Raw genomic sequence first — 20,418 nt, 5'->3', positions numbered from 1 at the left:
ATTATTTGCATCCGGTCAATTATGAAAGCCGGGCGAAAGCAAGTCACCATACATAAGGTTTCGTTTGGAATTGGGGGGTTTTACCATGCAACAATCCGCAAAGCCGTCGATGTCCTGGCTGCTGAAATACTTGAAGCCGGTCCGGGGACGGCTGCTTCTGCTGCTTATTCTGCTGCTCGCCTCGACCGGAGCCCAGCTGGTCAATCCGCAAATTGTGCAGCGATTTATCGACACGGCCGCCGAGAACGGCATCGTCTCCAGCCTGCTCGTGCTGGCGGGGATTTACCTGGTTTTCGCCGTGCTGAACCAGGTCCTGACCGTAGCGATCAGCTATCTCGGCAACGACGTGTCCTGGCGTGCCACCAACCAGCTGCGCGGCGACCTGCTGAAGCACTGCCTGCGGCTTGATATGCGGTTTCACAATTTGAAAACGCCAGGCGAAATGATCGAGCGGATCGACGGGGACGTCACCAACATGTCGAACTTTTTCGCCATGTTTATCATCAAGGTCATCGGCAGCTTCGTGCTCCTCGCCGGCATTCTCGGCTATATGTTTACGATCAATTGGCCGATTGCCTCGGTCATGACCCTGTTCACCTTGGCATCCATCGGAGCCATGGTGTTCATCCGCGATCTGGGGGTCACGTCCTCCAAGGATGAGCGCGGCGCCAGCGCGGCACTGTTCGGCCTGATCGAGGAACGGATCGCCGGCATTGAGGACGTTCAGGCGAACGGCAACGTGCCGTACGTGATGAACCGGTTCTACCGCGCCATGCGGAATGTGTTCCTCAAAGGACGCAAAGCCTGGATGCTGCGCGTCATTCCCTGGAATACGACGGTCGTGCTGTTCGCCATCGCCGTGACGGCGGTGCTGATGCTCGGCGTCCATTATTTCCTGACCAAGCAAATTTCGCTCGGCACCCTGTTCCTCATTTATCAATACACCCAAATGCTGAACGATCCGATCGAGCAGCTCGGGGATCAGGTTCAGGAATTCCAAAAGGCCAAATCTGGCATGCTGCGCTCCCAGGAGCTGCTGGCAAGCCGCACCGAAATCATGGAAGGAACGCAAACGGCGCTGCCTGACGGAGCGCTCGGCCTGGAATTCGACCACGTCCATTTCAGCTATAATCCGGATAGGCCGGTGCTGCATGATATTACGTTCACCGTCCGGCCCGGCGAGCGCCTGGGCATCATCGGGCGTACCGGGAGCGGCAAGTCGAGCCTCAGCCGGGTCCTGCTTCGTCTGTACAATATCAACAGCGGCACCGTCCGGGTGGGAGGCGTAGACATTCGCGACCTGAAGCTCGAGGCGCTGTACCGCCGGGTCGGCATGGTCACGCAGGACGTACAGCTGTTTGACGGCACGCTCCGGGACAATCTGACGCTGTTTGACGGCAGCATCCCGGACGACTATATTCTGGGCACGACCGAAAGGCTCGGACTTAAGCAATGGATCGACTCGCAGCCGGAAGGTCTGGATACGCATCTGAAGGCCGGCGGCGCCTCGCTGTCCGCCGGGGAAGCGCAGCTTTTCGCCCTGACACGGGTTTTTCTGACCCAGCCCAGCCTGGTGATCCTGGATGAGCCGTCTTCCCGGCTGGACGCCGCTACCGAAGCGATGCTGCAGTCTGCCGTGGATCAGCTCATGCAGAACTGTACGGGCATCGTGATCGCGCACCGGCTCTCCACGCTGGAGCAGGTTGATCACATCATGGTGCTTGGCGACGGCCGGATTCTTGAATTCGGGGAACGGGAGGTATTGGCAAAGGATCCATCCTCACGCTACGCCCAGCTGCTGATTACCGGACGAGAGGAGGACTTGGCATGACCGTAACCCGGTTTATCCAGCGCCTGTTTACGTATAACATCTCGCTATTTATTGTGAACGGCCTCTTGTGGGGCCTGTTTCATTCCATGCCGCTGCTGCTGGGCCTGGGCATGCAGTGGTTCTTCGACAGGGCGACCGGCCAATCGCATAACTATTTGTGGCTCGTTGCCCCGCTCATTTTTATCGCTCTGGTCCGCATATCCCGGACCGGCGTCTTTTTCTGGGCCTTTTTTAAATGGGTCACCTATATTTATGACATCCAGGCGATTCTCCGCACGAATATGCTGAAGGGCATCATGCGCTGGCCCGGACGCAACCTCCCCGCCTCGCCGGGAGAAGCCGTGAGCCGGTTCCGCGAAGACGTTGACGAAGTGGTCGAATATGTGGAGTCCTGGGTCGATTTCTGGGGACGGTTTGCGTTTGCTATCATCTCCCTGGTCATCATGGCCCGCGTCAACTGGCAGATCACCCTGGTTGCGATTTTGCCGCTGGTTGCGGTGACGCTGCTGAACAATCTGTCCGGCAACCGGGCGAGACGCTACGGCCAGCAAAACCGTGAAGCCACCGGGCGCATTACGAGTTTCATTGCGGAGTCCTTCGGCGCGGTGCAGGCGCTGAAGCTGGGGCAGGCCGAGGAGCATGTCCACCGGCGCTTTGTGGAGCTGAATGAGTCACGCCGGCAGGCAGCGCTGAAGGATAACCTGTTCAAACAGTGGATGCGCTCGCTCAATCAGCATGTGCTCAGCATTTGTACCGGCATCATCCTGCTGATGTGCGCATCGGCGATGAAAGCCGGGCAATTTACCGTCGGCGATTTCGCCCTGTTCACCTCCTATTTGACCAATATCGCGTTCAGTATTTCCCTGTTCGGATATATGGTCTTTCAGCATAAAAGACTTAAAGTGTCCCTGGACCGCATGAGCATTCTCTTCCGGCCGGGGGAGCAGGAGCGGATCATGGATTTCAGCGAAACGTACCTATTCGGCGAACCGCCCGAGCTGCCGGTGGTCGAGCGCAGCCCCGATGACCAGCTGCACACGCTGGAAATCCGGAACCTCTCCTACACCTATCCGGGCTCGGAGAACGGCATTGCCAATGTGAACTTTGCGGTGAAAAGGGGGCAGTTCGTCGTGATTACCGGTCGGATCGGGTCCGGCAAATCGACCCTCGTCCGCACGCTGCTCGGCCTGCTGCCCAAATCGGGCGGTGATGTGCAATGGAACGGCCGAGTCATCGATCCGGCAGCGTTTCTGGTTCCGCCGCGGTCCGCTTATACGCCGCAGGTTCCGCGGCTGTTCAGCGATACGCTGCAGGAGAACATCGTTCAGGGCAGCCCGCCCGAAGCGGATGCGCTCACCCGGGCGATCCGGCTGGCCGTCATGGAGAAGGATATCGAGGACCTGGAGAAAGGTCTCGATACTTTCGTCGGACCGAGAGGCGTCATGCTGTCCGGCGGCCAGATCCAGCGCGCCGCCACGGCGCGTATGATGATGACCGAGTCCGACCTGTTTATCTTCGACGATCTGTCGAGCGCGCTCGACGTCGAAACGGAGAAGAAGCTGTGGGAGCGTTTGTTCCATGAACGCGACGTCACCTGCATCGCCGTATCCCACCGCCGGGCGGCGCTGGCGCAGGCCGACCATATCATCGTGATGAAGGACGGCCGCATCGAAGCGGAAGGCAGCCTGGCTGAACTGCTGGAATCCAGCATCGAGATGCAGCTGCTGTGGCAAGGCGAGCCGACGGATTCCTCGGAATCCGATGAGCGCGCCGATAGCAAAAACATGACGGTGAGGGTCTGATCCACCATCTGATCATAACGAAGAGCAAACACCCCCGGCTTCAATAGAGCCGGGGGTGTTCATGTTATTTTTCATTTCCGGGAATTCCCGCAAATCAATACGTCCACCAGTTGCCGGACATCACGAGAAGCGAGAACAGCTTGATGCTGTCCTCATAGTATCCTTCGCTTGAGCTGCCGGCCGTATATGTCCACACGGAGTTCAGCCAAGTTTCTCTATCAGCCTACCTGATTTCCAATTATTTGTAAAATATATTTTTATATGTAATCCAACAGCTGCACGGCATTACGCCGCATATCCTCCGTGCGCTGCCTAAATGCGCAGTAGGCAATGTGGTCAAGGCCGATGTGGAGCAAGCAGCAGCGGAGCCGCTCCTCCATTTGAGAAGGAAAGCCACCCTGCCGTTCCCAGAAATGCTTCAGAACCTGCTGCAGATCGATCTCCTGCCACTGTGGATACCAAGGCCACCAGTAAAGAAGCCAGGCCATGTCATACAAGGGATCGCCGTAAATGGCATTTCCCCAATCGATGATGCCGGTCAACCCGCTGCGGTCTACCAATACATTCCGGTTCAAAAGGTCGCAGTGAGCGATACCTCTGTACCCTGGAAGACAGGGTGCGAGCCGCCGCAAAGTCGCGACGCCTCTATCAAATATTTTTGACTCCGCGGGAAATGAATCCAGACGCTCCCGCCAGCCGGGGAGCCGGTCCCTCGGTCCGGCCACGGACAGCAGCTCCTCACTCCAGCTTGCACGACGGCCTCCAAGACGCCACTCTTTACCATGGCTTATCCTTCCTGTATCCATCTGCTGAAGTCCCGAGAGCGCATCAAGCAGCCCCGGAAGGATCAGCCGCATTTCCCCAGCCTCAAGCTCATCCAAATGCCCTCCACGGACCCACTTCGATACGGCATAAAAACCTTCAGATGTCTCTCCGATCAGGGTGACCTCGGGAACGGGTACCATTGGCGGGGCGGAGGCGCCCATGGCCTGATCCTTTTTAAAATCCTCCACATGACCGCCGAACCGGATCACCATGTCCTGACCGTCAAGCGTGAATGCGTAAGCCGTCGACCAGTCTCCGGCACCCACCGGGGCAATATCCTTAGCCCGGCTGCCAAAACGGCTGTTTATAAAGCGGACTGCACCAAAAAGATCTGTGTTCACGGGGCTTCCTCCTTTAATAACCGCAGAACGATCGTTTCAGAGCCGGACCTCCTCTACCGAGAGTGAATCCGGTACTGCGGGAAATCGCTGCGGATGACTTTATGAAACAGGATTACAAGGAGTCTACCAGCCATATTCCCCCGCTTCAAGTACCAAAAAGGTATGACAGCCACATAGCTTTATATCATCAATAGCCCAGCACCCCCGTAATGCCACTGCATAGTTCCCGGCTTCCTGCAATAACGCCGGATGCCCCCCATGTAAACGGCCCGCCGTCCATATCGGTCGCGATTCCGCCTGCCTCCTCAATCAGAAGGGCCCCGGCCATCCAGTCATAAACTTCCTGCCCGTGCTCCCAATACGCATCCATCCTCCCGCAGGCCACATATGCCATCTGGAGCGCAACCGAACCGAGCATTCGGATCACGGTTGTCTCCGGCAGGAGCTTCCCGGTACTCCAGGCGGTCAGCCGGACATTCTCGGGCCCCTTCTCCCCCTTGTTCGGCGGGGCAGTGACCAGCAGAGCGTCGGCAAGTTTGGTTTTCTGCGCCACGGCAATCCGTTCCCCGTTCAGATAAGCGCCCTATCCCCGCATCGCATGAAAAAACTCCCGTCGGTTCGCATCATACACTGCCGCAAAAACCGGCTGCCCCTCCTCGATCAGGCAGAATGAGGTCGACCAGAAGGCAAAGCCCTGATGCATTCAAGTTCGTTTTCATCTTTCGTCCACCTCCTCTGGTAAATAATCCATTTCGCTTAATCGTATTATTGAAAACTACTAATGTGAGTCTAAAAAGGGGAGACGCCTTCTATTCCAGCATCCCGCGATACGGATCCATCATCCGCTCGTAGTGTTTTCCGTATTTCTCTTCCAGCTCTCCGCTAAAGTCCTGCTCAATCCGGTCGGCGATGACATCGTGGAAAAACGCATTGTTCAGCATCTCGATCACCGACGGGTGGTCCGTCTCCAGCGCAGACAGCTTCAGTGATTTGCCGAAGCTGCCGATCAGGGCCGTCCTGCCGTCGCACGATCCTATGATTTTCATGAATTCAACCGTATGGGAAATCAAAAGACCGGTAAAGAGCGCCCCCTACCGGTCTTCCTATGACTTGATTTGTGTTTACGGCTTACCAGATCGTCCGTAATCACATCGGTCGGAACGACGAACTCGTCAGCCCCATAAATTATTCGTTGTATGACATGAGGGTCTTTACAAGCAGGGAAGCGTAAAATTCCGAACCGCTGCGGTTCAAATGGACGCCATCCCGGGAAAAGAGGCCGTCTTTGCCTTTGCTGGCTGAATACCAGTCTACAATCGCAGCATTGCTGAATTCATTGGCAACTTCCGCCAGATCTCTGTTAACGGTATCCTCCCATTGCCGCGGAACGCGTGTATTCACCAACAGGACCCGCTTGTCCTTGCCCAGCGACTGCAGCAGGGATCTTAATTGTTTCTTGTTAAAAGACCCGTTGGTGCCGAGTTCAATAATAACCCGGTCGCCGAGCCGGCCCTGGGCCTTCAACCGGTCGACGGCATCCCCGGCCTGACGCATTTGCCGGCCGACCTTGCCGTCCACGACGATGCCGGGAAGCATCTTCTCCAGGAAAGGCGCAGCGTCCAGCATGACAGAATCACCGATGGCGGTAACGCCTTTGCCGGAAAGAGGCAGCGAATCCGTGGTCTTGGTTGCGGCAGCAGCTTGCCGCCCGGTTGGCTCTTTTTTCTCAGCAGTTTGAGTCGGCTTGTCCGCCGGGTTGTTTGGTGCGATCGACTGCTCCCTGTCTGCCTTTTCATTCGTCTTTTCTTTCATCTTTTCTTTCGTCTTTTCTTTCATCTTCATATTCGTTTTTTCATCGTCGGACGCATATGTATGCTGCACCGGTTGAGCTGCTGCTCCTCCCGCTTCGACAACACGTGCGGCCGGCTCGGTCTTGTTCAAGACGTAATAACCGCAAGCGGCCATGATCAGAATCACGGGAATGAGAGTACATAGTACGATGGGGCGAATAGTACCTTTACCGGCGAAAAACAATCGGGTTCTTTTCAAGCTGAATCCTCCTCTACGTAAAGGCTCTTCGATTATTGATAGGAGCATCGAAGGCAGCCCAAAACTTTCGAAGTAGGATACTTTATGATCGATAAACTGCCAATTATTCATATCAAATAGCGATGATAGAAAAGCTCCTTGCAGATCCTGCAGTCTAGCCGGGCTTAATCACCGGGATGCCTTTTAAAACTATGATTGAAAGTTATTTGGATTATTTGACGCCATGTACTGCAAAAGAACAAAAGGCGCCTGTAAATGCCTATATGATCTAATCACTAGGAAATCTTCCAACAAACGGGAAGTCGGAAACGTTATAATAAATAACAACCGATAGAGAAAAATGCCGAATATTTGTCCCGTCACCTGAACCAGACATTAACAAAGGCGGGATCATCTCCAATCGAAAGGGGAATGGCTATGGATTTTCGCAACCCTCCGGGACAGTATGACCCCGACGTACACAAGAAGCGCCACGAAGATAAGGTAAATCAAGGAGCCGGCCGCGGGTTTCTCTGGAGCCTGGTCAATCTGCTGATCGGTCTCGCCATTGTAGCTGTGATCATCCTGTTGGTATGGCTGTTTTGATGCTCCACATCGGCGGGAATACAGCGGCCTGTCCGCCACCGGACTGCCGCATGAAATACGCAAAACGGGCTTACCCGTCTCTGCCTCGAAGCAGCAGAGAGAGGTAAGCCCGTTCATTTTTCATATCACAGTGATGCCCTTATTTATTTAAATTCAGGCAGCCAGCTGCCGTGCGCCTCGATGAGATCGTCGCACAGCGCCACGATATCGTCGATGGACAGCTCCGCGGACGTGTGCGGATCGAGCATGGCCGCATGGTAGATGTGCTCCTTTTTCCCGGTAACGGCCGCTTCCACGGTGAGCAGCTGCGTGTTGATGTTCGTGCGGTTCAGCGCGGCCAGCTGCGGCGGCAGATCGCCCACGTACGTCGGAGTCACGCCGGATGCATCCACCAGGCAAGGCACTTCGACGCAGGCTTCCTTCGGCAGGTTCGTGATCAGACCGGTGTTCATGACGTTGCCGCCGATCTTGAACGGCTGGTTCGTCTCCATCGCTTCCATGATGTAGGATGCATACTCCTTAGAACGGCTGTGCCCAATGCTTTCGCTGGCAAACAGCTTCTCGCGCATTTCCTTCCATCCGTTGATTTGGTTGACGCAGCGGCGGAGGTATTCGTCCAGCGGAATGTTGTATCTTTCGATGAGTTCGGGATAATTGCGCTTGATGAAATATGGATGGTACTCGGCATTATGCTCGGACGATTCCGTGACATAGTAGCCGAAACGCAGCATCAGCTCGAAGCGTACCATGTCGTGATGCTTCTCCTTCTGCTTCTCGGCGGCACGGCGCTTGATTTCGGGGTACAGGTCCACCCCGTCCTTCTTGACCTCGAGCAGCCAGGCCATATGGTTGATACCCGCGATTTTGGATTCCACGCCAGTCGGATCCATTTCGAGTGTTCTGAACAGGTCGGATACGCAGTGCTGCACGCTGTGGCACAGACCGACCGTTTTCACGCCGCCCACGGTGTTCATGACGTTGGTCAGCACCGCCATCGGATTCGTGTAATTGAGGAACCAAGCGTCCGGACATACCTCCTGAATATCCTTCGCAAAGTCCAGCATGACCGGAATCGTGCGCAGGTTGCGGAAAATCCCGCCGATGCCCAGCGAGTCGGCAATCGTCTGCCGCAGGCCGTATTTCTTCGGCACCTCAAAATCAGTGATCGTACAAGGGTCGTACCCGCCCACCTGAATCGCGTTAATGACATATTTGGCGCCGCGCAGCGCCTCTTTGCGGTCTGTGTACGCCTTGATTTGGCAGGTGCTGCCCAGCGTCTCCTTGATGCTGTTCAGGAGCCGTTCCGAATCGTTCAGCCGCTCCATGTCAATATCGAAAAGGGCAAGCTCAAACCCCTGCAGCGCTGGGGTCGACATGACGTCTCCGAGCACGTTTTTTACAAATACCGTACTGCCTGCACCGATAAACGTAATTTTGGCCATATGGATTCAATCCCTCCCGTAAATGTTGGCTCTCTTCAAGCCCGTCGCATGACCTAAATATATAGGCGCGGCCCTGGAAATAACATGGAGCAACCCCTGCAATACCTGTCATAATCCCATTTTAGAATTCGCTTTCATCTCGTTTTTGAGCCGTTTTACCTGTTATAATGTAAAAAAACGTCTATCGACGTACCTTCACAGAAGACAGACCGCGTTTAGCGGAAGTTTTTCTTGCGAGATCAGGAAGCGGAAGATCCGAAACTTATACTTTCTGATCTCTTAAAAAGGTTTTGCGAGACAGACAGGAGGGACTCAGAGCGCAAATGACCCGGATCAATGTCGACTACTATATGCCCGCTTTGCAGGGCCAAACGGATCTTTGCCTGCACTTTTTCGGCATGGAGGAATGCCTGCCGAGCCATTCGTGGGGGCCCGGGCTGCGGGACGCCTACATCCTGCACTATGTTCACAGCGGCACAGGGACTTTCACCACCGGCGGCACCACCTACCGGCTCGGCGCAGGGCAGGGCTTCCTGATCGTGCCGGATATGCTGGTGCATTACACGGCCGACGAATCCGATCCGTGGACGTATACGTGGATCGGATTTCAAGGGGTGCTGGCTAAGACGCTCCTGCAGCGCGCCCATTTGAACGCGTCCCATCCAGTCTATGAGGCGGGGCTGGACGGCGGCTTTCCGCAGTTTTACGGACAGCTGCGCACCGCGTTGGAGGGGCCTGGCGGCGACGTGCTCAGCCAGGGCATCCTCTACGGGCTGCTGGGTGAGCTGATTCGGGACTGCCGCAACAACGGCGAAGCGCCGAGGCCCACCACCTCGAAGGAAGCCTACGTCCGCAAGGCCGTCGGCTATATCGAGAGCAGCTACAGCCAGAAGATCAGCATTCAGGACATCGCCCGTTCCGTCGGACTGGACCGGACGTACCTGTCCGGCCTGTTCAAGGACCAGTTCGGCATGTCGCTGCAGGCGTTCCTGCTGGAGTACCGGATGAAACGCGCCGCCATACTGCTGCACAACCTGGAGCTGTCGGTAAGCGACGTGTCCCGCTCGGTCGGCTACACGGACCCGTTCCTGTTCTCCAAAATGTTCAAAAAAACGATCGGCTGCTCGCCCCGATCCTACCGGGAGCAGCAGATTTCCTCGGGCAGCTGGGGAGCAGATCATTCTGCAAAGACATTGTTTTAACCATCGGAAAAATAGAAGCTTCACTTGCCCGATTCCGTTACTTGCATCGGTGTCTGCCCATCCGAAATTCGCAGTAAGCACGTGGGATCGATGATAAGCGCCGCTTTCCATTTTTGCAGGCTATGGCTTCCCCGCCGCCGAATGTACGCTTTGAGGTGCCCGAAACGCCAGCTGATGACCGTTCCAACGTCACACAAAAAAAGCCCCCGGTCCCATCGGACCGGGGAAGCTCCCTGCTGTACATCCCGGCTGCCGGCCGCTCAGGGCTTATCCCCGCCGCAGCTCCGCAAACCGCTCGCAATATTGCGCATATTTCCCTTCCCAGATGTCCTTCCGGGAAGCGATCGTCCGGCCGTCGAGCAGCGCCTCGATAACGTCCAGGCAGACATCCCATCCGGCAACGTCCTTAGGCGTATGATCGGTGACTTGGACGATCGTCTCGATCAGGACGAGGCGGCAGCCCTGCGGCTCCGGATACAGCTCAAACCGGACGCGGTCCTCCGCCCAGGTGTATTCCAGGACCGACAGCGGCTTCAGCTCCAAAATTTTGAATTTTTCATAAGTACCGTCCTGCATATCGAATGAGATGACTCCGCCTTCGCGCAAATCTTCGACGCGAAGCTCGGAAAACCACTGCTTCAGCTGGTCGTTCTCGGTCAGCGCCACCCATACCTTCTCCACCGGGTGCTTCAAATGCCGCACGAACCGCACCCGGGTTCCCTGTTCGTCCTGTTCAACCACGGCCATTTCATTGGAATTCACGGCTGATCCTCCTTTTTCACATCCTCTGAAAGTTTATCATTCCGTCAGGTTACCCAATCGAATTCAAATTTTCCCCTACCCCTGCGGCAGGTATTTCCGGCTCAGGGCTTTTCTTCATCGAGGAAGCGCTCCAGATCATCCAGCTTGCCGGACCAGTACCTGCGGTAGGGCCCGAGCCAATCGTCAAGCTGCTCCAGCGGCTTCGCGTTCAGGCTGTACATCCGCTTCTGGGCATCGCTGCGGACGGTCACCAGCCCCGCTTCCCGCAGGATCCGCAAATGCTTGGACACCCCCGGCTGGCTTAGGGACGACAGCTCCACAAGCTCCCCCACAGAGCGGTCCCGCACACGCAAGTATTCCAGCATGCTCCGCCGGTTCGGTTCGGATAACGCTTCAAACAGTTTGTCCGTGTTCATGGTTATTATATTACCCATTAGTTATATAAATGTAAAGGAATATAATGATGCCACATCGTTCTGCCACAACAAAGGAGCCATCCCTCCAAGCCTCCGCACATGCTGCCTAGGAAGAAAAGCTCCCAGGGAAAGCACACGGCTGCCTAGTATGAGATGGCCCTAAAGGTTACAGGGTCAGGGTTTGCATTGCAGTTAAATCCGGCAGAGCTCAAAGCCGGCTCCCGAAATGGCTTCCACTGCGGTCGACCGGATGAATTCAAATCGTATCTTAAGCGGGAGTCTACTGCACGGCTTGGTTAACGCTCGGCCCCATCCGCGAATACCGACGTCCCCCGCAAGCGTGCCCAGTCGGCTACCCGGGCGGGATCGCCTTCCCACAGCCGCTCCCTGCCCCATTGATTCGCCTCAGGCTTGCCTTCGCATTCCACGCGGATCACCGGGAAGAGCCGTGTCGGAGCCTCCAGCGGCAGCCCGTGAATCCACAGCTCATCGCCGTTCTGTTCGAACGCGAGCTCCTGCCCCGTGGTCAACAGCTTGACGCCCTTCACCCGGGTGGTCAAGTCAGCCAGCCTCATGTCCGGGCGGCCGTCCCAGAACCGGATGATCAAATACAAGTTGTTGCCGCGGGTCGTCTGCCGTCCGCGGGTAATAAACTCGGTGACGGAGCCTCCGTCCGTGCCGTACACTGCCTCGCCGTGCACCTCCAGCCAGCGCCCGATCTCCAGCGCCCGCTCCACGAATTCGGGCGGAAGCTGCCCGTCCGCCGTCGGGCCGACGTTGAGCAGGAGGTTGCCCCCGTGGCCGCCGCCTTTCTCGGCGCTTTCGCACAGCATGTCAAGCAGCACGTCCGCCGGACGCCACCGCTCGCCGATTACATGGCTCCAGAGCCGCCATGTCGTCACCTGACACGACTCCCACAGCCGCTTCTGCTCGGCATGGATCACATGCTCCGGGGTGCCGAAGTCGCCGAGCGTATCGGAATCGCCGGCACCCACGCCCCCGTCGGCCCGATACCCGTCATGGGCGGCGGAATAACCGAGCCGGTTGTTGATAAGAATATCCGGCTGCAGTGCCCGCATTTCCTCCACCAGCTTCACACTCTGCAGATCGTCCGCATTCCGGGGCCACACCCCGTCGAAGAAGAAGTGGTCGATCTTTCCGTAGTTCGTCAGCAGCTCTTTGACTTGGGCGTGAAGATAGGCGCGGACCTTCTCCCACCCCACCGGATCCTTGGCCGGACCGTCGAAATACGCCGGCAGCCGCCAATCGATCCACGAGTAATACAGTCCGATCCGAAGCCCTTCCTTGCGGAAGGCCTCGGTGTATTCACGGACAAAATCCCTTTGCGGAGCCTGCTTGGCGCTGGAGTAGTCCGTATAAGCGCTGTCCCACATGCAGTAGCCGTCGTGGTGCCGGGTCGTAAAGCAGGCATATTTAAACCCGGCTTTTCTCGCCGTATAGGCCCACAATTCGGGATCGTAATGCTTCGGGTTCCATGCGCAGGCCTGCTCCGCATACTCCTTGTGGTCCAAATGCTCACGGAACAGCACCTGTTCCCCGCGCCCGTACTGCGCGTAAGGCCCCCAATGGATAAACATCCCGTAACGGCTCTCGGTAAACCACTTCCATTTGTCCGGAACGGTAAAGGCGTGCGATTGAATAGCGGTCATGATCGAAGTTCCCTCCTTACGATTGGGTCTCGGATGCCACGGATTTGCGCGCATCGTACGCTTCCTGGTAGATTTCCAGGTATCGGTCCAGCCCCATGCTCTTCAGCGTCGACAGGTACTCGTCCCACTGGGCGCTGATGTCGGCGTCGCCGATAATGAAGCGCGCCATCATTTCGTTCGTGTAATCGAAGATCGTCTTGGACAGGTCGGCCAGCTCCTGCGATTGGTCCACTGTAAAATTGAGCGGCGGCAGCACTGTCTCGACCTTGACGCGATAGGGCTCATATTTGGTCTTCGTCTCGTTGTACAGGATCGATTCCAGCGGGTTTTCCTTGTCCTCCACGGCGCCGAGGCGCAGCGAATTCGGACGGTAGGCGATGCCGGTCTGCGCCCAGTGCTTGTTCTGCGTCACCCCGAATTGGGACATGTCTTTATAGACCGCCTGCTTGCCGTTTAATCCGATTTCGCCTTCTTTGGCCCATCTCCAGTCCTTATCCGGCTCTCCGATCGTTGAGCGCAGCGTCATTTCCCGGTCGTACAGGGCGTCCGCGAAGCGGAAGGCCGCCGCCGGATTTTTCGCCTTGTTCGTGATCACGAACTGCCCCGGGGCCACCTGATAAGGATCGTACTGCGTCACCTGAATCCCTTCCGGGCCTTTCAGCGGAGGTACAGCGACATAATCCTTCCACCGGCCGCTCGCACCGCTTAGCTGGGTGAGCACGCTCATATTAGGGCCGGAGGCGGCGCCCAAAATCGGCAAGTCCGGATTTTCCCCCAGCTGAACGAGCTGCGCGGGATCCCGGGTCAGCGATTGCGGATCCATCAAGCCTTCGGCGTACAGCTTGTGCAGGAAGGCCAGCCCTTCCTTCCAACCGTCCTTGACGAACGGAACGTCGACTTTGCCCTCATCATTCACATACATCCGTGTATATGGCGCGTATGTGAATGAGTTCATCAGGAAGTTTTCCACACTCGTCGTCAGGGTCGAATTTTGCGTCGTCTGCGGCGCTCCCGAGAACGGGATTTCGTCGGCCTTCCCGTTTTTATTCGGGTCCTGGGTCTTAAACGCCTTCAGCACCTCATAAAATTCATCGATCGTGGCCGGCATCTCCAGATTGAGCGCCTTCAGCCACGGCTCGTAGATCCACAACTTCTGTCGCATGGAGCAGTGGTAGCATTCGTTGGGAGCCGGCAGGGCGTAAATGTTCCCGTCAGCCGAGGTGATCGTCGGTTTGACCAGCGGACTTTCCTCAAACATTTTTTTCGTATTCAGGCCGTATTTCTCAATGTAATCGTTCAGAGGAAGAATGACCCCCTGTTCTCCGTACAACGCCTGCTGCTCCGGCGTGACGTTCATGCTCATGATGACGTCTGGCAGGTCGCCGCTCGCCAGCGCCAGGTTGAGCTTTTCGGCCGTTGCAATTTCCCACTCCACATGAATATTCGTCTTTTCTTCGAAGTATTTGGTGAATTCGTTCGTGTTGAAATCTTCGACAGCCGGATTGGCGCCGATCATGACCTTGAGCGTCAGTTTGTCGTTCACGATCGGAAACACGCCCGCATCGCTCACCGCTTCACCGGCACCCGGCTCCGCCGCCGGCGCGCCTCCCGAATCCCCGCTGCCGCATGCGCCGAGCAGGCCGATCATGACAGCGGACATGAGCAGCAAAGACAGAAACTTTCTTTTCACACCGATCATCTCCTTATCCCTTTAATGAGCCGATCATGACGCCCTTCACCAGAAATTTCTGAACGAAAGGATACACGACCAAAAGCGGAAAGATGGAAATCACAATCAAGGAATACTTCAGCAAAATTTTGAGCGCCTCCCTGCGGGCCGCATCCTGCGGATCGGCTGCCAGCATCGCCGTGTCGACATCGTTCTGGATCAGAATATCGCGAAGCACGAGCTGCAGCGGGTAGTGGTCCTGGGATTTCAAATAAATCATTGCGTTGAAATACTGGTTCCAGTTGGCCGACGCATAATACAGCGTGATCACGGCGAGGATGGGTCCCGACAGCCGGATGACCACCTTCCACAGAAACTGGAAATCGTTGCATCCGTCCAGCCGTGCCGCCTCCAGCAGCTCGTCCGGTATGGACATTTGAAAATACGTCCGGGCGATGATGACATTCCAAACGGTCAGCGCTCCCGGAATGATCATGGACCAGATCGTATCGAGCATACCGAGCTCCCGCACCAGCAGATAGCTGGGGATCAGTCCCCCCGTAAACATCGTCGTGAACATGAATAGAATCATGAATACGTTTTTGCCGTACAGGTCTTTACGGGACAGCGGATAAGCGGCCAGCACCGTCAGGAAGACGTTGAGGGCGGTGCCTGTCACGGTGTAGACGACGGAGTTTTTAAATCCGGTCCATACCATCTTGTAGTCGAACACAGCGGCATAGCCTTCCAGCGTCGGACGCACCGGCCACAGCCATACCTTGCCGGACACGACGGCATTGGAGTCGCTGAAAGACGCGCTGACAATGTACACGATCGGATAGAGCACGCTGATAAAAAACAGGGTGACAATGGCGCCGTTCACGAGCGAGAACACCTTGTCCCCCCGGGAATCATTGCGCAAAGTGCCGTTCATGAGCTTCCCTCCTTACCACAGACTTGCCTGCTTCGACTGCTGTGCGATCTTGTTGACCACGATGAGCAGCACCAGGTTAATGACCGACTTGAACAAACCGATGGCGGTCGAGTACGAGTAATTCGCCACCTGCGAGGTCAGGCCGACCTTGTACACGAATGTGTCGATAATCTCGGACGCCTTCAGGTTAATAGGGTTCTGGAGAAGGAGCACCTTCTCGAAACCGACGTCGAGCACATGCCCGGTGCTCAGGATCAGAAGGATGATCGCCATAGGCATGATGCCGGGCAAGTCGATATGCCACATCCGGCGCAGCTTGCTGGCCCCGTCGACTACGGCCGCTTCATGCAGGGCAGGGTCGATTGCGGCAAGCGCCGCAATAAAAATGATGCAGTTAAAGCCCGCATGCTGCCAGACGTCCGACCAGACATAAATGGAAGAGAACATCGAAATCTCGCCCATAAAATTGATCGGCCCCACACCGATAAAGCCGAGGAGCTTGTTGACGATTCCCGTTCTCGGGTCGAGCAGCTCCCGGATAATCCCGACGATGACGACGATCGAGATGAAATGCGGGGCGTACGTGACCATCTGCACCGCCCGCTTGAATACCCGCCCCCGCAAATAGTTGAGGCCAAGCGCCAGCAGAATGGGAAACGGAAAGCTCGCAGCCAGGTTGTAAAAGCTGAGGATCAGGGTATTTTTCAAAATCCTCCAAAAGTCGTACGAATGGACAAAGCGCTCAAAGTGCTTCAGCCCGACCCACTCGCTTCCCCAAATTCCTTTGGTCACAATAAAGTTCTTGAAAGCGATTTGGGCGCCATACATGGGTACGTACTTGAAAATGATCAAATACAGGAGCGGCAGCGCCATCAGCACGTATAACTGCCAGCTGTGGATCAGCTTCTTTATGGCAGGTCTCCTTTCCGTCCTGCGCGCTGCCCTTGTCTTTCGCCCGGTCACCGACATGCTCATTTCATTTTCACCCCCTTGATTGGACCCAGCATAGACCGGGACCGCCCAAGGTGTAAATTGCCTGTTCCCCGGCGGGTTTACCCTCGTTCAGAAAGGCCGTTGACCTTTGTTCGGCTTGTATACATTTCGTAAGATTCGAGCGTATTTGTCTTAGGCAGCCGGACGCTGGCGGGGTATCTCTGTAAAGCGAAAAGGCCAGGATATCCCTGGCCCAAAAAGCGCTTAAACATCCTGACGGTGGAGAGGGGACGCCGGTTTCTTATGTGCGATATCGCGGTACGCTGTCGCGCTGATGCCGCTGCCGCGCTTGAAGGCCCGGCAGAAGGTGCTGGACGAGTGGTAACCGACCTGCTTCGCAATTTCCCGGATCGGCAGGCCGGTCCCGGACAACAGCTGCTTGGCTTTGTCCATCCGGAGGTTCTCGACGTATTCGGAAAAATTGACGCCCGTCTGTTCTTTGAAAAATTGCGACAGGTACCCCTTGGATATATGCAGATGATCCGCCGCGGCATCGAGGCTGAGATCCGCCTGTCCGTATTGGTGATGAATGTAGTCCACCGTATCGCGGATCAATTGGACGTTGCGGCTCTTCTTGCGCCGATCGATGTCGTCCGAAATTTCCGCGAATCTCTCCGCCGCGTTGTCAAACGCCTGCTTCGGGTGATTGGCCGTGCCGAGCTGCTGCAGCAGGTGCCTCATGTCCGCCTGCTCCTTCACCATCAGCTGATCCTGCACTTTGACCAGGCAGCCGACCAGGTCGAGAACGAACAGCTGCTGCATCCCCAAGGGAAGATGCCGCTCCTCGAAATTTTCCCGGTACAGGGAAGCAAGCAGCTTCCCGACCTCCTCCGTCTCGCCTGCTTTGATGTAATTCATAAGGCGGTTTTCCGATTCCGCCGGAAAATAAAAACCACGGTGATCATGAGCCAGATCCTCGAACCAGATGGACTGGCTGGTCCCGGCTTCCTGCAGCCGGGAGAGCGCCTGCCTCGCTTCTTCAAAGGATTCCGGCACTTCAAGGAGCGAGGTGCGGTAGCCTCCCATCGCGAAGCCTGCCTGGAGCGCGTGGCGGCTGATTTCCAGCGTCAGCTGCTGCAGCTCCCGTTCCACCGTCTTGCGGAAGGCGCCGGGATCGCCTTGTCCGTTGACGAACAGAACGGCGATTCTATCCTCGGCGACCGGGTAAGTGAAAGGACAGCCCTTCAGCGTCCGGCCCAGCATATCCTGGATGAGGACGCGTTCGATATCGAGCTCGCGCAGCTCCTCCTCCTGAAACCGGTGTCCGCCGCGGTGAAACTGAACGATTCCGACGGCGCAGCCGCTGCCCTGAATATCGGCGTTTTGATGCTTCAGCAGGGATTCGACGTGTTCAGCCATCAGGTATTCTCCCTGAAGAAGCCGCCCGAAGAACGACTCTCGCAGCAGCGGAGCCTGTCTTTCGATTTCCTGCTGCAGTTCGTCGTTGTTGTCGATCAGGCGCGCGAGCGAGTGCTGGATATAGCCGTACATATCCTTTGGCCGCTTCAATTCCCCGCCGTTCAGCCGGGATGTCAGGGCAGTTGTGATGTTCACGATCGGCCTGCCGCTCCGGGTGGCGAACAGATAGGCAAGGATGAGGCCAACAATCAGGAACGCCAGGAGAATGGTCACGGTGGTATGCTTGATGGCCATCACTTTACTCAGGACGACATGGGGCGGCTGGGCAACGACATAGGACCATCCGTTATAAGACGAGGTGGTGTAGGTCATCATCATGCCGCCGGTAGCGGCTGAAGCCTCGATCACTCCGGATTTCGCTCCCGGCGGCAGGCTCTGACGGGTCACCATGTCGCCGCTTGACAGAGACGTAACCAGGCGTCCTTTCTCATCCACGATGGATACCCAGCCCCCGTCGGAGATGTCGATTCCCCGCAGAAGCGACTGCAGGCGCTGGTTGTCCACCAGAATCATCAGCGCCCCCTGAATATGGCCGGGGTATCCGAGAGATTGGACATAGGCCAGCAGATCCGTCGTCTTGCCTTGATACACCGTGGATCCGGACGACATGATTTCCCGGTTGCGAAAATTGCCGAGAAGATCATTCCTCCAAGCTGCGTAATCCTTGCTGGGGTCCGAGAACATGTAACGGTAGAACGAGGGAAGTTCATAAGTGGAATCCGGGGATAGCGCCAAATCGCTATTTTTGAAGATTAGATAGTAGTTGAGAATAAATCCATTGGCTGCATTGTAGCTGTAGAGGCTTTTTTGCGTCCTGTACACCTTGTACGCCGTTGTGTCCCGGAACGGTTCCTTCACCTGCTGAAAGCTTTGAACGGCCGGATCGCTTTGCAGCTGCAGGGAGATCCGGTTAATCTCGTTGAAACGGCTGTCGACCGTTTCCTTCACCTGGTCCAGCATCTGCAGGTTGCTGTGCGTGACTTCCTTTTTCACCACATCATAGGTTTGCCTGTAAAACAGGGCCCCTGCAAGCAGGGTAAACAGCATGAATAAGAAATAAGGGATCATGAATCGAACGAAAATGTACTGGGTTTTCCATCCATTGGCCCATCGCATGGATCACTTCTCCTCTCTTCATTCTGGATGCCGATTCGACAAAACCCATCGCGAAACATGTCTAAATATCAACATTGTAAGTGCTTTCATAAGTTTTATCAACGAGTTTGTAAGGTTAGGTGACATACAAAAAAGCAGCCGAAGCCTTCGGCTGCTTCCATCGCACACGGAACCTCAGCGGGTTCCCACGTTAAAATCCACTTCTTCGACCAATTCGATAATTTCGCCGTTCGGGCTGTGCAGGACCGCATTGCGGACCCTAAGCGGCGGCTCACCCAGCTCCAGATTCCCCGGCTCCACATAAATTCGCGCCCCGTGAGCGAGTGCCTTGTTCACCATCTCGTCCACATGATCCACGTAGAATGCCAGATGGAGCAGGGCGCCGTGCTTCACTTCCTCGCGCGAAGGCGCCTTATCCCCCTCGGCCGGAACTTCGGCGCCTCGGTCGAACACCTCAATGCAAGTCCGCCCGTCAGGCGACACCAGCATCGAGGCCGTCTTGATTTTAAACGCAGGCAGGCTCCATGAGTGACCGACCGTAAACCCGAGAACCCGGATATAAAAATCCAGCGTTCCTTCATAATCCTCCGCCTGAATGGCCGCGTGGGCCAATCCTTTCACGCTCATTCCCATCTCTCCCTTTGTGCTTCTTGTATCGTTTTCATTTTATAGATTCATTTCCGCGATCGACATGCATGGAATAAGGAATTTGGCCGTCAAGTTTTGCATAACATAAGTTATTTTCGTATGCTTACCTTATCTTTTATCAAAATAAGGAGAGATGGCGAATTTGAGCACGGTGGTTGACGATACGGACCTGAAAATTTTAAAGCTTCTGCAGCATGAAGCGCGAATGCCGATCGCCCAGATCAGCAAGCAGATCGCCATGTCCCAGCCTTCCGTGAAGGAGCGAATCGTTAAGCTCGAGGAACGGGGCGTGATCGCGGGGTACAGCACAGACCTGAATCTGCGGGAGCTGCAGCGGGGAACGACCTCTTTTATCCTGATGAAGACCGAGCACTGCAGCGAGCTGGTGGAATTTTGCACGCAGTCCAAGCAAGTGACGGGCTTGTTCCGTATCAGCGGGGAGTACAATTATCTCATTCACGTCCAAACGGGATCCGTCGACGAGGTAGCCGACTTCCAGGACGCCCTGGCAAGGTTCGGACCGTCGAAATCGCATATCAGCCTGAAAAATATATTGGATCACCGGATTTTGCTGTGATGAAGCTGGTGTTTCCTTATTCTGCCGAATGGGAGGAGAACCGTAATGACGGCACAGCTTGTATTTCGTTAAGTCAGAGCCCCGCCTTCGGATTGCAAGGTCGCATTTTGATCCCTTTTCAAAATTCAACCGCGAAT

The 20,418-nt window shown here is 55.9% G+C and carries 18 protein-coding genes; 5 read left to right on the top strand and 13 right to left on the bottom strand.

Annotation, left to right across the window (positions count from 1 at the left end; translation table 11 throughout):
- Positions 1-85 precede the first annotated feature (85 nt).
- Both FHS19_RS22925 and FHS19_RS22920 read left to right on the top strand, forming a co-directional pair.
- Positions 86-1,831, top strand: a complete 1,746-nt coding sequence (locus FHS19_RS22925; protein WP_183584139.1) for an ABC transporter ATP-binding protein — start codon at positions 86-88, stop codon at positions 1,829-1,831.
- On the top strand, positions 1,828-3,633 hold the full coding sequence (locus FHS19_RS22920) for an ABC transporter ATP-binding protein (protein WP_183584138.1): 1,806 nt from the start codon (positions 1,828-1,830) through the stop codon (positions 3,631-3,633). The genes FHS19_RS22925 and FHS19_RS22920 overlap by 4 nt, the downstream gene beginning before the upstream one ends.
- 257 nt (positions 3,634-3,890) lie before the next feature.
- On the opposite strand, the gene FHS19_RS22915 is transcribed toward FHS19_RS22920, so the two are convergent.
- The 4 genes from FHS19_RS22915 to FHS19_RS22900 form a co-directional block, all read right to left on the bottom strand.
- Positions 3,891-4,799, bottom strand: a complete 909-nt coding sequence (locus FHS19_RS22915) for a phosphotransferase family protein (protein ID WP_183584137.1) — start codon at positions 4,797-4,799, stop codon at positions 3,891-3,893.
- A 187-nt stretch (positions 4,800-4,986) separates the two neighbouring features.
- On the bottom strand, positions 4,987-5,373 hold the full coding sequence (locus FHS19_RS35040; protein ID WP_281382583.1) for an inositol monophosphatase family protein: 387 nt from the start codon (positions 5,371-5,373) through the stop codon (positions 4,987-4,989).
- 235 nt (positions 5,374-5,608) lie between these two features.
- Positions 5,609-5,845, bottom strand: coding sequence for a phospholipase D-like domain-containing protein (locus FHS19_RS22905; RefSeq protein WP_183584136.1), 237 nt, complete (start codon positions 5,843-5,845; stop codon positions 5,609-5,611).
- A 139-nt stretch (positions 5,846-5,984) separates the two neighbouring features.
- Entirely contained in the window at positions 5,985-6,848 is an 864-nt protein-coding gene (locus FHS19_RS22900) for an SGNH/GDSL hydrolase family protein (protein WP_183584135.1), read from the bottom strand.
- Between the two features lie 417 nt (positions 6,849-7,265).
- Here FHS19_RS22900 and FHS19_RS22895 point away from each other — a divergent pair, with 417 nt between their 5' ends.
- Positions 7,266-7,433: a hypothetical protein gene (locus FHS19_RS22895; RefSeq protein ID WP_183584134.1), complete on the top strand. Its 168-nt coding sequence runs from the start codon at positions 7,266-7,268 to the stop codon at positions 7,431-7,433.
- A 143-nt stretch (positions 7,434-7,576) separates the two neighbouring features.
- Here FHS19_RS22895 and FHS19_RS22890 read toward each other — a convergent pair whose 3' ends face one another.
- The gene (locus FHS19_RS22890) at positions 7,577-8,875 is read right to left on the bottom strand and encodes an alpha-glucosidase/alpha-galactosidase (protein WP_076173052.1); all 1,299 of its coding nucleotides are present in this window, start codon (positions 8,873-8,875) and stop codon (positions 7,577-7,579) included.
- 323 nt (positions 8,876-9,198) lie between these two features.
- Between FHS19_RS22890 and FHS19_RS22885 the strand changes: the two genes are divergently transcribed.
- Positions 9,199-10,077 (top strand): AraC family transcriptional regulator, encoded by an 879-nt coding sequence (locus tag FHS19_RS22885; RefSeq protein WP_183584133.1) that lies wholly within the window; start codon positions 9,199-9,201, stop codon positions 10,075-10,077.
- A 267-nt stretch (positions 10,078-10,344) separates the two neighbouring features.
- On the opposite strand, the gene FHS19_RS22880 is transcribed toward FHS19_RS22885, so the two are convergent.
- From FHS19_RS22880 to FHS19_RS22845, 8 genes are all read right to left on the bottom strand, one after another.
- Positions 10,345-10,824 (bottom strand): SRPBCC family protein, encoded by a 480-nt coding sequence (locus FHS19_RS22880; protein WP_183584556.1) that lies wholly within the window; start codon positions 10,822-10,824, stop codon positions 10,345-10,347.
- Positions 10,825-10,940: 116 nt separating this feature from the next.
- Entirely contained in the window at positions 10,941-11,255 is a 315-nt protein-coding gene (locus tag FHS19_RS22875; protein ID WP_183584132.1) for an ArsR/SmtB family transcription factor, read from the bottom strand.
- A 296-nt stretch (positions 11,256-11,551) separates the two neighbouring features.
- Positions 11,552-12,925 (bottom strand): alpha-L-fucosidase, encoded by a 1,374-nt coding sequence (locus tag FHS19_RS22870; protein WP_183584131.1) that lies wholly within the window; start codon positions 12,923-12,925, stop codon positions 11,552-11,554.
- 16 nt (positions 12,926-12,941) lie between these two features.
- Positions 12,942-14,615 carry an ABC transporter substrate-binding protein gene (locus FHS19_RS22865; protein ID WP_183584130.1) on the bottom strand — a complete coding sequence of 558 codons (1,674 nt, stop codon included), beginning with the start codon at positions 14,613-14,615 and terminating at the stop codon, positions 12,942-12,944.
- Positions 14,616-14,628: 13 nt separating this feature from the next.
- Positions 14,629-15,528 (bottom strand): carbohydrate ABC transporter permease, encoded by a 900-nt coding sequence (locus tag FHS19_RS22860; protein WP_089549307.1) that lies wholly within the window; start codon positions 15,526-15,528, stop codon positions 14,629-14,631.
- Positions 15,529-15,540: 12 nt separating this feature from the next.
- Entirely contained in the window at positions 15,541-16,503 is a 963-nt protein-coding gene (locus tag FHS19_RS22855; RefSeq protein WP_183584129.1) for an ABC transporter permease, read from the bottom strand.
- Between the two features lie 222 nt (positions 16,504-16,725).
- Positions 16,726-19,056, bottom strand: a complete 2,331-nt coding sequence (locus FHS19_RS22850) for a helix-turn-helix domain-containing protein (protein WP_183584128.1) — start codon at positions 19,054-19,056, stop codon at positions 16,726-16,728.
- 174 nt (positions 19,057-19,230) lie between these two features.
- Complete coding sequence (locus tag FHS19_RS22845) at positions 19,231-19,683, bottom strand: VOC family protein (protein WP_183584127.1); 453 nt, start codon at positions 19,681-19,683, stop codon at positions 19,231-19,233.
- Between the two features lie 172 nt (positions 19,684-19,855).
- Between FHS19_RS22845 and FHS19_RS22840 the strand changes: the two genes are divergently transcribed.
- A complete protein-coding gene (locus FHS19_RS22840) occupies positions 19,856-20,281 on the top strand; it encodes an Lrp/AsnC family transcriptional regulator (RefSeq protein ID WP_312887330.1) in 426 nt (141 codons plus the stop codon).
- Positions 20,282-20,418: the final 137 nt, after the last annotated feature.

Source organism: Paenibacillus rhizosphaerae (assembly GCF_014192015.1).
Classification (GTDB): domain Bacteria; phylum Bacillota; class Bacilli; order Paenibacillales; family Paenibacillaceae; genus Paenibacillus_AQ; species Paenibacillus_AQ rhizosphaerae.
This window is presented reverse-complemented; position numbering and strand designations above follow the sequence as displayed.

Bases quoted from the DNA above. Each gene is read 5' to 3' on its own strand.
- FHS19_RS22925 (WP_183584139.1), top strand. From the start codon at position 86: ATGCAACAATCCGCAAAGCCGTCGATGTCCTGGCTGCTGAAATACTTG.
- FHS19_RS22920 (WP_183584138.1), top strand. From the start codon at position 1,828: ATGACCGTAACCCGGTTTATCCAGCGCCTGTTTACGTATAACATCTCG.
- FHS19_RS22905 (WP_183584136.1), bottom strand. From the start codon at position 5,845: ATGAAAATCATAGGATCGTGCGACGGCAGGACGGCCCTGATCGGCAGC.
- FHS19_RS22895 (WP_183584134.1), top strand. From the start codon at position 7,266: ATGGATTTTCGCAACCCTCCGGGACAGTATGACCCCGACGTACACAAG.
- FHS19_RS22890 (WP_076173052.1), bottom strand. From the start codon at position 8,875: ATGGCCAAAATTACGTTTATCGGTGCAGGCAGTACGGTATTTGTAAAA.
- FHS19_RS22885 (WP_183584133.1), top strand. From the start codon at position 9,199: ATGACCCGGATCAATGTCGACTACTATATGCCCGCTTTGCAGGGCCAA.
- FHS19_RS22880 (WP_183584556.1), bottom strand. From the start codon at position 10,824: ATGGCCGTGGTTGAACAGGACGAACAGGGAACCCGGGTGCGGTTCGTG.
- FHS19_RS22875 (WP_183584132.1), bottom strand. From the start codon at position 11,255: ATGAACACGGACAAACTGTTTGAAGCGTTATCCGAACCGAACCGGCGG.
- FHS19_RS22870 (WP_183584131.1), bottom strand. From the start codon at position 12,925: ATGACCGCTATTCAATCGCACGCCTTTACCGTTCCGGACAAATGGAAG.
- FHS19_RS22860 (WP_089549307.1), bottom strand. From the start codon at position 15,528: ATGAACGGCACTTTGCGCAATGATTCCCGGGGGGACAAGGTGTTCTCG.
- FHS19_RS22855 (WP_183584129.1), bottom strand. From the start codon at position 16,503: ATGAGCATGTCGGTGACCGGGCGAAAGACAAGGGCAGCGCGCAGGACG.
- FHS19_RS22850 (WP_183584128.1), bottom strand. From the start codon at position 19,056: ATGCGATGGGCCAATGGATGGAAAACCCAGTACATTTTCGTTCGATTC.
- FHS19_RS22845 (WP_183584127.1), bottom strand. From the start codon at position 19,683: ATGAGCGTGAAAGGATTGGCCCACGCGGCCATTCAGGCGGAGGATTAT.